This window comes from Gemmobacter sp. (genome assembly GCF_016792925.1).
GTDB lineage: Bacteria > Pseudomonadota > Alphaproteobacteria > Rhodobacterales > Rhodobacteraceae > Gemmobacter.
The window spans coordinates 1-13,796 of the sequence record NZ_JAEULU010000048.1; the positions used below are offsets into that span (position 1 = coordinate 1).

At 63.6% G+C, this 13,796-nt stretch carries 8 protein-coding genes and 1 pseudogene; 8 read left to right on the top strand and 1 reads right to left on the bottom strand.

The features are described from left to right. Positions 1-611 precede the first annotated feature (611 nt). From JNN06_RS02470 to JNN06_RS02505, 8 genes are all read left to right on the top strand, one after another. The gene (locus tag JNN06_RS02470) at positions 612-1,757 is read left to right on the top strand and encodes a hypothetical protein (RefSeq protein WP_291238014.1); all 1,146 of its coding nucleotides are present in this window, start codon (positions 612-614) and stop codon (positions 1,755-1,757) included. A gap of 85 nt (positions 1,758-1,842) precedes the next feature. Continuing rightward, positions 1,843-2,988, top strand: coding sequence for a UDP-galactopyranose mutase (glf, locus tag JNN06_RS02475; RefSeq protein WP_291238015.1), 1,146 nt, complete (start codon positions 1,843-1,845; stop codon positions 2,986-2,988). A gap of 77 nt (positions 2,989-3,065) precedes the next feature. Beyond that, complete coding sequence (locus tag JNN06_RS02480) at positions 3,066-5,687, top strand: polysaccharide pyruvyl transferase family protein (protein ID WP_291238016.1); 2,622 nt, start codon at positions 3,066-3,068, stop codon at positions 5,685-5,687. A gap of 29 nt (positions 5,688-5,716) precedes the next feature. After that, positions 5,717-7,573, top strand: coding sequence for a hypothetical protein (locus JNN06_RS02485; RefSeq protein WP_291238017.1), 1,857 nt, complete (start codon positions 5,717-5,719; stop codon positions 7,571-7,573). Positions 7,574-7,633: 60 nt separating this feature from the next. Continuing rightward, positions 7,634-9,472 (top strand): dihydroxy-acid dehydratase, encoded by a 1,839-nt coding sequence (gene ilvD, locus JNN06_RS02490; RefSeq protein ID WP_291238018.1) that lies wholly within the window; start codon positions 7,634-7,636, stop codon positions 9,470-9,472. Positions 9,473-9,832: 360 nt separating this feature from the next. Beyond that, on the top strand, positions 9,833-10,762 hold the full coding sequence (gene cysD / locus JNN06_RS02495; protein ID WP_291238019.1) for a sulfate adenylyltransferase subunit CysD: 930 nt from the start codon (positions 9,833-9,835) through the stop codon (positions 10,760-10,762). Next, positions 10,762-12,690, top strand: coding sequence for a sulfate adenylyltransferase subunit CysN (gene cysN / locus JNN06_RS02500; protein ID WP_291238020.1), 1,929 nt, complete (start codon positions 10,762-10,764; stop codon positions 12,688-12,690). The genes cysD and cysN overlap by 1 nt, the downstream gene beginning before the upstream one ends. A gap of 55 nt (positions 12,691-12,745) precedes the next feature. Further along, the gene (locus JNN06_RS02505; protein ID WP_291238021.1) at positions 12,746-13,582 is read left to right on the top strand and encodes an NAD(P)-dependent oxidoreductase; all 837 of its coding nucleotides are present in this window, start codon (positions 12,746-12,748) and stop codon (positions 13,580-13,582) included. 3 nt (positions 13,583-13,585) lie between these two features. Here JNN06_RS02505 and JNN06_RS02510 read toward each other — a convergent pair. Then, a pseudogene (locus tag JNN06_RS02510) lies at positions 13,586-13,796 on the bottom strand (hypothetical protein); the annotation flags it as partial.

Consider the following 13,796-nt stretch of genomic DNA (forward strand, 5'->3'; position numbering starts at 1 on the left):
CGGGGTGGAGCAGCCCGGTAGCTCGTCAGGCTCATAACCTGAAGGCCGCAGGTTCAAATCCTGCCCCCGCAACCAGTTCGACCGAACCAAACCCAGCCCCGACCAACCGTCGGGGCTTTGTCATATCTGGACCACGGCGCACCGGGAACGAGTATCGCAGGGCAGCGCCCTGTGCGTTGACGCGCTGTTAACCCTTCCTTGCCGTCGAACGGATGGGTCGGTTGATCCCGATCTTTCACCGTCACAGCGCGAAGATCGGCGCGCCCTCGCGGGCAACGGAGGGCAGGCTTCGCCCGACAGCATCGCTCGCCAAGCGTCCCTGGCAGCCCCCAAGCCTGAAACCGCCAAGCTTCCCCCTTGTTGTCTTGCTCTCGCTTGACAAGGCCCGGCCAAGCAGCGAGAGGGGGGGCGTTGGTGCAGTCTGAATCGCATGTCGCGGGCCTATGGTTGATGGCGGTGGTCGGTGGCTTGCCCCAAGCCCGCTTTGCACGGCGTATAGGGTGCCTTCCTCTGCACAAAAATTTGAGAGAACGATGCGGCAGATAAAGACCAAGCATGTCGTGATCCATATCGGGGATCCCAAGACAGGCACCTCCTCAATCCAGCGAGCCATGCAATTGGGCCTGGTCAAGAGCGGCGGCACCACGCTTGTGCCTTTTCTGACAGGCCAGCACAGCGCCAACGCGATCACACAGGCCCGCAGCTTCTATCCCCTGAAAAAGGGCACCAAGCTGCCTGCCCGCTGGAAAGAGACCCGAAAAGCGCTGAGGACCTGGTTGCGCCAGACCAATGGCCATTATCTGATCGTCTCCTCGGAATTCTTTTCCGACGCAGATCCTGCGCAACTGGCCCCGGTCGTGACTCCGCCCAAAAGCAAGCTGCCCGCCAACCCGATCCGGCGCTGGTTCCAGACCCGGATCATTGCGCGCTTCAGGCCGGAGCCCACGCAGCGCCTGCAAGTCATCGCCTATGCCCGGCCCCATGCCGACCGCATTCTTTCGGCCTTCATCGAACAGACCAAAAGTGGCTATACCACGCTGGATTTCGACCTGTGGCTGGACCGATACCTGGTCTCCAGCCGGGCGCTCTATACGCCGCGCTTCCGGGCCTGGAGGCGCGTCTTCGGCAAGAATTTCAAGCTCTACCCCTTCATCCGCAGCCGGTTGCGCGAAGGGGATGTAGTGCAGGATTTCTTCAGCAAGGTTCTGGGCCATGACCGTTTCACCGTGTCAGACAGCCTCTACGAAAATCAGACGGTCACGCTGAAGGCGCTGGTCGGTTTGCAGATGATCAACCGCGAGATGCGGGCCTTGGGAATTCCTCCTGCGGCACGCATCCAGCTGTGCCGTTTTGTCAGCCGTGACCTCAAGGCGGACCCGCAGGCAGCCAAACCGAGGCTGGGCCAGGACAATCTCGCGCGCATTGCCGAGGCCTGTCTGGAAGATGCCAAGCGGCTGGATCGGGCGTTCTTCCGCGAGCCGCTGTTCCAGACCGATCTGGAACAGGCGCTGGCCAATGCCGTTCCGGGGCGGCTTGATCTTTCGCCGGCCCATCATTTCAGCCCGGCCGAGCAAGACAGGCTGCGCGGGATGGTGCGCGATCTTGCCACTGCCATGGCAGACGGGTACGAGACATGGCTGAAATACTACAATCAGGAACGCGAGCGATACAATCGTGGGCTGGGAAGGTCTGAGGAGGATGGGGGAGCCATGCAGAATGTTCTGCGCGAGCTTGCCCGCCTCCTGAACGGAATTTGATATCTGCGCGGGTTCCATGGTCGGTGACATGGGTATCTGTTTTGAACGGGGCATAGACGCAAGGCATATGCAGGGGAATTGAGCGATGCAGATACTATTGGTGGGTGCAGGCCTGTCCTGTGCGGTGATCGGCCGCAGGCTGGCGGAAGCCGGTCATCAGTGCCGGATCATTGATGCGCGCGATCATGTCGGCGGCAATTGCTATACCCGGCGCGATCCCGAGACCGGCGTGCTGATGCATGTTTATGGGCCGCATATCTTCCATACCGATGACGAGGAAGTCTGGACCTATGTGAACAGCTTCACCGAGTTCATGCCCTTTCAGAACCGGGTGAAATCCACCACCCAGGGCGGGGTTTACTCCTTGCCGGTCAACCTGCTGACCATCAACCAGTTCTTCGGCAAGACCCTGGGCCCCGACGAGGCCCGCGCCTTTCTGGCCGAGCAGGCGGACACGTCGATCACCGATCCGCAAAGCTTCGAGGAGCAGGCGCTGCGCTTCGTGGGCCGCGATCTCTATGAGGCCTTCTTCAAGGGCTATACCGAGAAGCAATGGGGCTGCTCGCCGACCGAGCTGCCGGCCTCCATCCTCAAGCGCCTGCCAGTGCGCTTCAACTATGACGACAACTATTTCTTCCACCGCTTTCAGGGCATGCCGCGCGACGGCTATACGCCCATGATCGAGGCGATCCTTGATCATCCGGGCATCACGGTGGAGCTGAACACCCCCTACAGCCCCGATATGGCCGAAACGGCCGATCATGTGATCTGGTCCGGCCCGCTGGACGGGTTCTTTGATTACGAGCTGGGCCGGCTGGGGTATCGCACCCTTGATTTTGAGCAATTCTCCCATCAGGGCGACTATCAGGGCTGTGCCGTGATGAATTACGGTGACCGCGATGTGCCCTTCACCCGCATCACCGAACACAAGCATTTCGCCCCTTGGGAAAGCCATGAGGGCAGTGTCTGCTACCGCGAGTTCAGCCGCGCCTGCGGGCCGGAGGACATCCCCTATTATCCGATTCGACTGGTGGCCGAGCAAAGCCTGCTGGGCGAATACATCGCCCGCGCCGAAGCCCTGCGCGGCGTCACCTTCGTGGGGCGGCTGGGCACTTACCGCTATCTCGACATGGATGTGACCATCCGCGAGGCGATGGATACGGCCAGCCTGTTTCTGGAATGTCTGGCAGAGAACCGCCCGGTCCCCGCTTTCCGAAAATCACCCCTGTGACAAAGGGCGGCGGCGTGTCAAAAGACGCGCCATCGCCATATCCAAGACGACTTCACGATCAGGTAAGGATGCCCGCAATGACCAGTCAGAAAACGAAGCCCTACGACATCGGCATTCTGGGGTGGTGGTATGGCAAGAATTACGGTTCGATCCTGACCTATTTCGGCCTGAACCGCGCCATTGAAGGGTTGGGCTACAAGGTTTTGATGGTGCATGAGCCTCTGGGCTACAACGGGTATCGCGTGCAATGGCCCGATGACATGCTGTCGATGGATTTCGCCCGGCGCATGGGCTATGCCTATACAAAGCAGCAGCATTACACCAAGCTGCCCAAGCTGAACGAGGAAGCCTCGACCTTCGTGGTCGGCAGTGATCAGCTGTGGAACCCGGTGATCGGCCGGGTGAATGACGATCTGTTCCTGGATTTCGTCAGCCCCGAAAACCGCCGGGTCGCCTATGCCACCTCCTTTGGCAATCGCGGCATCACCAAGTTCAAACCCGATTTCGTCGCCAAGCACAGCGAGAACCTGAAGAAATTCAGCGCCATCTCCGTGCGCGAGAATTACGCCATTGCCACGGCGCAGGATGTTTTCGGCGTTGCGGCCACCCAGGTTGTCGACCCGGTTTTCCTGCTGCCGCGCGAGACCTATGACGGTCTGGCCGCACAGGCGACGGCCAAGGCCGCAGCCCAGCTTTCGGGCGATTACCTGGCGGTTTTCTATCTGGATCCCAATGCCCACAAGCGTGATCTTGCCCTGTCGGTGGCCGACAAGCTGGGCTTGCAGAAGATCGTGGTGGTCCCGAACCCCGACAATGGCCGCAAGCTGGTCTCAGAGCTGTTCACGGATCCCCGCTTTGAAATCCTGGCGGAAGATGCCCCGGAGAATTTCCTCTCGGCCTATCGGAATTCGCGCTATGTCGTGACCGACAGCTTCCATGGCACCGCCTTTGCGGTGATTTTCGGCAAGCCGTTCTCGTCGATCTACAACACGCATCGCGGCGCCGACCGGTTCAAAAGCCTGCTGGGCTCGCTGGGCTTTGGCGAAACCCGCCGCCTGTTGGAGACCGATACCCCCGAGGCGATCCGCGACAATCCCAATGTCGGCATGACGCTGGATTACAGCACCGCCTATCGCCGGATCGAGGCCGGGCGCCGCACCTCGACCGAATGGCTGAAAGCCGCGCTCGGCACGACAGGGGCGGCGGGAGGCACTCTTCTGGGCGCGATCAAGTCGATCATTCCCGCCAAGAGCAAGGCCGCAGCCGGGGGCGCCGACCGGATTGATCTGCCCGCCTTCAGCACCAATTCCGACGCCTGGACCGTCACGGCGGAACCCTCGGCCACCCGGCTGTCGGTCGCCCCCGGCGGGGCGATCCGGGGCAATCTGGTCTGGTGCGATCTGCCCTTCGAGCTGCTGAAGGATGCGGCCTATCGCCTGACCATCACCTGGAAGGTGCAAACCAGCGGCAAGGCCCTGAACCTGCATGTGCGCAATCCCGATACCGGCAAGTTCCGCGTGATCGGCACGGTCGAGGTCACGTCCCGCAGCGCCACCAGCCATACCGACACGGTTGATTTCATGATGCCGGAGGCCGGGTTCAGCCAGTTCATGCTGGGGGCTGTGCATTTCTCCGGCGATGGCGCCGGCGCCCGGATCGAAAGCATCACCGTGCAAGAGATCCCCAAGGCGGCGATGCAGGTTGCCGCCGGGAAAAAGGCCCCCAGCCATGCCGAACTGGCCCTGAAACTGGCGCTCGATGACAACGAGCGCTTTGTGACGGCCCATGCCAAAAGCATGCAGTCGAAACTGCCGGCCGGGGCGCGGGCGCGCATGATGTTCCATGCCCATGCCATCGAAAAGGGGCTCAGCCGGTCTGATTTCCGCGGTGGTTTCGGCAAGATCTCGGTGCCGGGCCTGGCCAAGGAGATGAACGCCTGGCTTGCTGCCGGGCGCAGCACGCAGGATGTGTTCTTCCGCACCGGCGCCGCCGTGATGCGCAGCTATTTCGACCGTCACAAGACCCTGCGGGTGGATGTGTCGGATTTCCGCGCCCTGTTCGCGGCCCCGATCCAGGCGATGATCGACGCGGCTCCGGCCTCGGAGGGCGGGGTTCTGGCCGCCCGGGCCGAGCGGGAGGTCAAGGTGGATGTGAACCCGGAAAACCGCTTCCTCGATGTGGTCTATGGGCGGCGCAGTGTCCGCGATTTCACCACCGCCAAGGTCGAGGATGCGGATATCCGCCGCGCCGTGCAGATTGCGATGCAGGCGCCCTCGGTTTGCAACCGGCAGGCCGCGCGGGTGCATCAGTTCGAGGATCAGGCCGCCATCAAGGCGGCGCTGGATCTGCAAGGGGGGTTCGGGGGCTACAAGATGCCGCCGAAATTGCTGCTGGTCACCGCTGATCTGACGGCCTTCCTCTTTGCATCCGAGCGCAATCAGGCCTTCATCGACGGCGGGCTGTTCATGATGAACCTGCTTTTGGGCCTGCAACAGGTGGGCCTGGGCTCGTGCAGCCTGAACACCGCCATGAATACCGAGCGCGAGATGGCCATTCGCAAGATCCTGGGCATACCCGACAACGAGATCTTCATCTCCTTCGTGGCGGTGGGTCATTACGACCCTGCCGTGCTGACGCCGCAATCCAAGCGGGTTCCCGTCGAGGAGGTTCTGGTGCGTCACGGCAAGACCGCCGGCTGAGCCGCCAGACATTAGCGAAAGGCCTGATCATGTCCCTGCCTCTGGCACAGACCCGTCCCGATACCGGCCATGCGATCCAGCCGGCCATCTGGCCCGAGGCGGGGATCTCTACCGAGACCATCCCCTATGCGCGACTTGGGGGGGCTGCGGGCATGTCGCTGTCGCAAGGCGGCATCGTCTTCGGGCCAGGCGGCACGGCGGCGATGGACGGGTATTTCAACCTGTTCAACCTTGGCAAATGGCGTGATCTCTGTGGCGATACGCCGATCGCGCTGTGGCTGCGGGGGCAGGGCCGCTTCCAGCTCGTGATCTGGCTGGCCACCCCCAGCCGGTCCTGGGACCGGATCTATAGCGAGGCCATCACGCTGGATGGCACGCTGGACGTGCCGCTGGACCTGAGCGAGGCCACCGGCGCACGCGCGGTGATGTTCTTCGAGCTGACCGCGCTTGGCGAGGGGCATCTGGCAGATTTTGCCTGGACCACCTCTGCCGCGCCGCGCCGGACCCCGGATCTGGTGCTGTCGGTCACCACCTTCAAGCGCGAGCAGGCCGTCACCGCCACGGTCGAGCGTTTCCGCAAGTTCCGCGCCCGGTCTCCGCTTTGCGATCATATCCGCATGTTCCTGGTCGATAACGGCCAATCGGTCGAGGTGACCTCGGGCGAGGGGGTGACCGTCTTCCCGAATGCCAATCTGGGCGGGGCAGGGGGGTTCACCCGCGGCCTCATGGAAGCCCGCAAGGCCGGGGCCTCGCATTGCCTGTTCATGGATGATGACGCCTCGGTGCATATGGGGGCCATCACCCGCACCTGGATGCTGCTGGCCTATGCCACCGATCCGCGCACCGCCGTGGCGGGCGCCATGATCAACGCCGATCACCGCTGGCAGATCTGGGAAAACGGCGCCGTCTTCGATCGCGGCTGCCGCCCGCTGTTCGCAGGCTGTGACCTGCGCAGCACCAGCGCCGTGCTGGCGATGGAGTTTGAGACCACCGGCCCTGCACCACAGGGCCATTACGCCGGCTGGTGGTTCTTTGCCTTCCCGGTGGCGCAGGCGGTGCATCTGGCTTTCCCCTTCTTCGTGCGCGGCGATGATGTCAGCTTTTCGCTGGTCAATGATTTCCGCATCGCGTCCCTGCCCGGCGTCGCCTCGTTTCAGGAAAGCTTTTCCGACAAGGCCTCGCCCCAGACCTGGTATCTGGATATGCGCAGCCATCTGGCGCATCACCTCAGCCTGCCTGCCAGGGATGTGGGCTGGTCCGGCTTGCAGCGCATGTTCTTCAGCTTTTACCGGCGCACGGTGCTGCGTTATCACTATGACAGCCTCTCGGCGGTCAATCTGGCCATCGAGGACGTGTTGCGGGGCCCGCAATTCTTTGCCGAACATGCCGATATGGCCGAGCGGCGCAAGGATCTGAAAGCCCTGACCACCACCGAGGCCTGGGCGCCGATCGGCCACGCGCCCGCCGTGAGGCTGGGCCGTGCGCCGCGCCCGCTGCGGGCGCTGCTGCTGGCCACCTTGAACGGCCATCTGTTGCCGCTGGGCAGCCGCTTCGGCTCCGATCTGGTGCTGGATGCGCCGCGCCGTGACGATTTCCGCATGGTCTATGGCGCGCGCCGGATCACCTATCTGAACGCGCAGAAAACCGCCGCCTATACAGTACGGCGCGATTTTGGCCGCTTCTGGCGCGAAAGCCTGCGGCTGCTGCGCAACAGCCTGACCCTGCGGTCGCGCTACAAATCCTTGCAGGCGGAATGGCAGGGGGCCTATGGCGCCATGACCTCGACTGCATTCTGGGAAGACAAGCTCTCCATCGCCGAGAAGAACCCGGCGGCGGAGGCGAAGCCCGAACCGGGCATGGGCACGAGCGCTACCGTGAACGGTTGATTTTTGCCGCGTAAAACGGCACTGCTTGCACCGCAGATCGCCAGCCGGAAAGCCAAACTCATGCCCGCATATCGTTCCCGCACCACCACCCATGGCCGCAACATGGCGGGGGCCCGTGGCCTCTGGCGTGCGACCGGCGTGAAGGACAGCGACTTCGGCAAGCCGATCATCGCCATCGTCAACAGCTTCACCCAATTCGTGCCGGGCCATGTGCATCTGAAAGACCTTGGGCAAATGGTCGCCCGCGAGGTCGAGGCGGCGGGCGGCATCGCCAAGGAATTCAACACCATCGCCGTGGATGACGGCATCGCCATGGGCCATGACGGGATGCTTTATTCGCTGCCCTCGCGCGAGCTGATCGCCGACAGCGTCGAATATATGGTGAACGCCCATTGCGCCGATGCCATGGTCTGCATCTCCAATTGCGACAAGATCACCCCCGGCATGCTGATGGCCGCCATGCGGCTGAACATCCCCGCCATTTTCGTGTCGGGCGGGCCGATGGAGGCGGGCAAGGTCACGCTGGGCGACGGGCGCACCATTGCCATCGACCTCGTGGATGCCATGGTGGCCGCCGCCGATGACCGGATCTCGGATGCCGATGTGGCTGCGATCGAACAGGCGGCCTGCCCGACCTGCGGCTCCTGCTCGGGCATGTTCACCGCCAATTCGATGAACTGCCTGACCGAGGCGCTTGGCTTCTCGCTGCCCGGCAATGGCTCGACGCTGGCCACCCATGCCTATCGCAAGGAGCTGTTCCTGGAGGCCGGGCGCCGCGCCGTCGAACTTTGCAAACGCTATTACGAGCAGGAGGATGCCTCGGTCCTGCCGCGCAACATCGCGACCAAGGCCGCGTTTGAAAACGCCATCGCGCTGGATATCGCCATGGGCGGCTCGACCAATACCGTGCTGCATATCCTGGCCGCCGCCATCGAGGGCGGGGTGGATTTCACCATGGATGACATCGACCGGATGAGCCGCAAGGTGCCCTGCCTGTGCAAGGTGGCCCCGAACAAGGCCGATGTGCATATCGAAGACGTGCATCGCGCGGGCGGCATCATGGCCATTCTGGGCGAGCTGGACCGCGCGGGCCTCATCCATCGCGATTGCCCCACGGTGCATGCCCCCACGCTGGGCGCTGCCATCGACCAATGGGACATCGCCAAGTCGAACAACCCCGAGGCGCGCAAGCTGTTCCTGGCCGCGCCGGGGGGGGTGCCGACGCAGGTGGCCTTCTCGCAATCCTCGCTCTGGCCCGATCTGGACACCGACCGCAGCAATGGCGTGATCCGCTCGGCGGAAACGCCCTTCTCCAAGGATGGCGGTCTTGCGGTGCTGAAGGGCAATATCGCGCTGGATGGCTGTATCGTGAAAACCGCCGGGGTGGACGAATCCATCCTGAAATTCACCGGCAAGGCCGTGGTGTTTGAAAGCCAGGATGCCGCCGTTTACGGCATTCTGAACGGCAAGGTGGTGGCGGGCGATGTGGTGGTGATCCGCTATGAGGGGCCGAAAGGCGGCCCCGGCATGCAGGAAATGCTCTATCCGACCAGCTATCTGAAATCGAAAGGCCTGGGCAAGGCCTGCGCGCTGATCACCGATGGCCGCTTTTCGGGCGGCACCTCGGGCCTCTCGATCGGCCATGCCAGCCCCGAGGCGGCGGCGGGCGGCACCATTGGCCTGGTGCGTGATGGCGACCCGATCGAGATCGACATTCCGAACCGCACCATCCATCTGGCGGTGCCGGAGGCCGAGCTGGCACAGCGCCGCGCCGCGCAGGATGCCCTGGGCTGGAAACCGGCCGAGCCGCGCAAGCGTCAGGTCTCGACCGCGCTGAAGGTCTATGCGCAATTCGCGGCCTCCGCCGACAAGGGCGCCGTGCGCGTTCTGCCGGAGTGACGGGGCAGACACAGGCGCGCGCCCGCGCGCCTGTGTCTCAACCTGTGCCTCTCCACCTGCGCCCGCAGCTCTGGCCGGGCAGCGGTTTGCGGGTTTTGCCTGTAATACAACATAACAATGATTATACGCTCACCTCGTGCTGCCGAAATAAGACGGCTCTCCCGACCACGGCAGGGGCGGCAGAACATTGTTCCCCGCGCGGCCTCGGGCCCGAAACCTTCCATGCGCTCAAAGCCCCGGCGGCAGAGGCATTTTTCGCGCATCTGGTGGTAAATCGCGGCCCCGCCCCTTGGAGAAAGCCCGAAAATTTGCCACATCCCGCGCAACCCGTTTTCAAGGGCAGTCTCAGAGGGTGTCACCATGACGACGCGCAACGCGCCCCAGATCAGCAAGGCCACGCTGACCCACCTGCAACGGCTTGAGGCCGAAAGCATCCACATCATGCGGGAAGTGGTGGCAAATGCCGAAAACCCGGTGATGCTGTATTCGGTGGGCAAAGACAGTGCCTGCATGCTGCATCTGGCGAAGAAGGCCTTCTACCCGGCGCCGCCGCCCTTCCCGCTGCTCCATGTCGACACGACCTGGAAGTTCAAGGCGATGTATGACCTGCGCGACAAGGCCGCGAAGGATGCGGGCATGGACCTGCTGGTGCATCACAACCCCGAAGCCATGGAGAAGGGCATCAACCCCTTCGATCACGGCAGCCTGCACACTGATATGTGGAAGACCGAAGGTCTGAAACAGGCGCTGACCAAGTGGAATTTCGATGTGGCCTTTGGCGGCGCGCGCCGCGACGAGGAGAAATCCCGCGCGAAAGAACGCGTCTTCTCCTTCCGCTCGGCCAATCACCGCTGGGACCCCAAGAACCAGCGCCCCGAGCTGTGGAAGCAATACAACACCCGCAAGGCCAAGGGCGAAAGCATCCGGGTCTTCCCGATCTCCAACTGGACCGAGCTGGACATCTGGCAATATATCCATCTGGAAGGCATCGAGATCGTGCCGCTCTATTTCAGCGAGCCGCGCCCGACGGTGGAGCGCAATGGCCTGCTGCTGATGGTGGATGACGAGCGCTTTCCGCTGGAACCCGGCGAAACCCCGGTCATGCGTTCGATCCGCTTCCGCACGCTGGGCTGCTATCCGCTGACCGGCGCCGTGGAATCCGAGGCCAAGACCCTGCCGGAAGTCATTCAGGAAATGCTGCTGACCACCACTTCGGAACGTCAGGGCCGCGCCATCGACCATGATCAATCGGCCTCGATGGAGAAGAAAAAGCAGGAGGGGTATTTCTGATGACCGCGGAACTGAACGCTGGCGCGCAAGAGTCCATCTACGTCACCGATGCCCTGATCGCCGAAGACATCGACGCCTACCTGCTGAAGCACCAGCACAAGACCATGCTGCGCTTCATCACCTGCGGCTCGGTGGATGATGGCAAATCGACCCTGATCGGGCGGCTGCTTTATGACACCAAGATGATCTTTGAAGATCAGCTGGCCAGCCTTGAAAAAGACAGCAAGGCCGTGGGCACCCAGGGCGGCGATATTGATTTCGCGCTGCTGGTCGACGGTCTGGCGGCCGAGCGCGAGCAGGGCATCACCATCGACGTGGCCTATCGCTTCTTCGCGACCGAAAAGCGCAAGTTCATCGTGGCCGATACCCCCGGCCATGAACAATATACCCGGAACATGGTCACCGGCGCCTCGACCGCCGATCTGGCCGTGATCCTGATTGATGCCCGCCAGGGCGTGCTGACCCAGACCCGCCGCCACAGCTATCTGGTGCAGCTTCTGGGCATCCGCAATGTGGTGCTGGCCATCAACAAGATGGATCTGGTGGGCTATTCCCAGGAACGCTTTTACGAGATCGTCAAGGAATACTCGCATTTCGCCCAGCAGATCGGCATGCAATCCTTCCTGCCGATCCCGATTTCGGGGCTGAAGGGCGAGAATATCGCCAGCAAAAGCGCCGCGATGCCGTGGTATCAGGGCCCGACCCTGCTGCAACATCTGGAAGAGGCGCCGGTGAATGACACCCGGCTGCAAGACCATGATTTCCGCATGGCCGTGCAATGGGTGAACCGCCCGAACCTCGATTTCCGCGGCTTTGCGGGCCAGATCGGCACCGGGGTGATTGCGCCCGGCGATGCGATCCGCGTGCTGCCCTCGGGCAAAACCACCACCGTCAAATCCATCGTCACCTATGATGGCGATTTGCCGCTGGCCGTGGCCGGGCAATCGGTGACGCTCACCTTCGCCGATGAGGTGGATTGCTCGCGCGGCGATGTGATCGTGAAGGCCGACGCGCCTTGCGAAGTGGCCGATCAGTTCGAGGCGACGCTGGTCTGGATGGACGAGGCCGCCATGCTGCCCGGCCGCCCTTACCTGCTGAAGATCGGCACCCAGACCGTGACCGCCACGGTGACCGAGCCGAAATATGAGGTGAACGTCAACACGCTGGAGCATCTGGCCTCGCGCACGCTGGGCCTCAATGCGATCGGGGTGGTGAATATCTCGCTCGATCGCGCCATCCCCTTCGAGGCCTATGCGCAGAACCCCGATCTGGGCGGGTTCATCCTGATCGACCGGATGAGCAATGCGACGGTCGCCGCCGGGATGATTCATTTCGCCCTGCGCCGCAGCCAGAACATTCACTGGCAGGCGGTGGATGTGAACCGCGAGGCCCATGCGGCGCTGAAGACCCAGAAACCCGCCGTGGTCTGGTTCACCGGCCTGTCGGGCTCGGGCAAATCCACCATCGCCAATCTGGTGGAAAAGAAGCTCCATGCGCTTGGCAAGCACACTTTCTTGCTGGATGGCGACAATGTGCGCCATGGCCTGAACCGCGATCTGGGCTTCACCGATGCCGACCGGGTGGAGAATATCCGCCGCGTGGGCGAGGTGGCGCGTCTGATGACCGATGCCGGCCTGATCGTGCTGACCGCCTTCATCTCGCCCTTCCGCTCCGAACGCCGGATGGTGCGCGATCTGATGGCAGCGGGCGAGTTCATCGAGGTCTTCGTGAACACGCCGCTGGAAGTGGCCGAGGCGCGCGATGTGAAGGGGCTTTATAAAAAGGCCCGCTCTGGCGCGCTGAAGAACTTCACCGGCATCGACAGCCCCTATGAGGCGCCCGAGGCCGCCGAGATCACGGTGAATACCGTGGATCTGGGCGCCGAGGAGGCCGCAGATCGCATCGTCGAGGCCCTGTTGGCCCGTTGATCTCAACAGCCCCCGCGCGTTCCCCGCGCGGGGGCTTTCCGTTTCGGGAGGCCCCATGTCTGCAACCGGCCCGCTGATCCTGGGTGCCAGCGGCGAGATTGGCCGCTCGCTCGCGCGGGTCTGGGCCATGGCTGCGCCGGGCGCGGGCCCCGGCCTCTGGCAGCACCGCCCCGGCACCGCGACGCCGCCCGATGTGCCGACCTTAAGCTGGAATATTCTGGCCGAGGCGCCACCTGCCCTGCCCGCCGGTCTGTCCGGCATCGTGGTGCTGGCCGGCGTCACCGCTGGCGATACGGCGGCGCTGGCCCTGAACACCCGTCTGGCCGAGACCGCTTTGGCCTTGGCCCGCGCCCATGGCATTGCCCGCGTGCTGCTGGCCTCCAGCCAGGCGGTTTATGGCGCGCATCCCGGCCCGGCACAGGAAAACAGTCCCTGCGCGCCGCTCAGTGCCTATGGCGCGGCCAAACTGGCGATGGAACAGGCGATGGCAGGCGCCCCCGAAGTCACGGCGCTGCGCATCGGCAATTACGCAGGCTCCGGCGCGCTGTTCCGTGCGGCGCGGCAGGGGCCGGTCAGCCTCGACCAGTTCCCCGATGGCCGCAGCCCTGTGCGCAGCTATATCGGCCCGGTCAGCCTCGCCCGCGTGCTGGCCGCGCTGCTGGCCCATCCCGGCCCGCTGCCGCCTGTGCTGAACGTGGCGCTGCCCGGCGGGGTGGAGATGGCCGCCCTGCTGGAGGCCGCCGCCCTGCCCTTCACCCTGCGCCCCGCCCCCGCCACGGCCTTGCCCGAGGCGGTGATGGATGTGACGCGGCTGGAAGGCGTGCTGCCCCTGCCCCCCGCCACGGCTGCCGGTTTGATCGCCGAGGCGCAGGCGGGCGCGCTTCTGGGGTAAGACTTACCCCGGAAAGACCGCGTCAAAATCCACGCGCGGAAAGACATCCAGCTCTGTGGCGCGGCTGGCGTTGAAAATGCCGATGCCCAGCCCGGTGCAAACCTGCAACGCGCGCCGATACGAGACCTCCAGCACCTCCAGATTGGGCTGATGCCACCGCTCTCCTTGCCCGCGATAATCGGGGTGGAAATGGTTCACCTCTCCGGCGCTGATA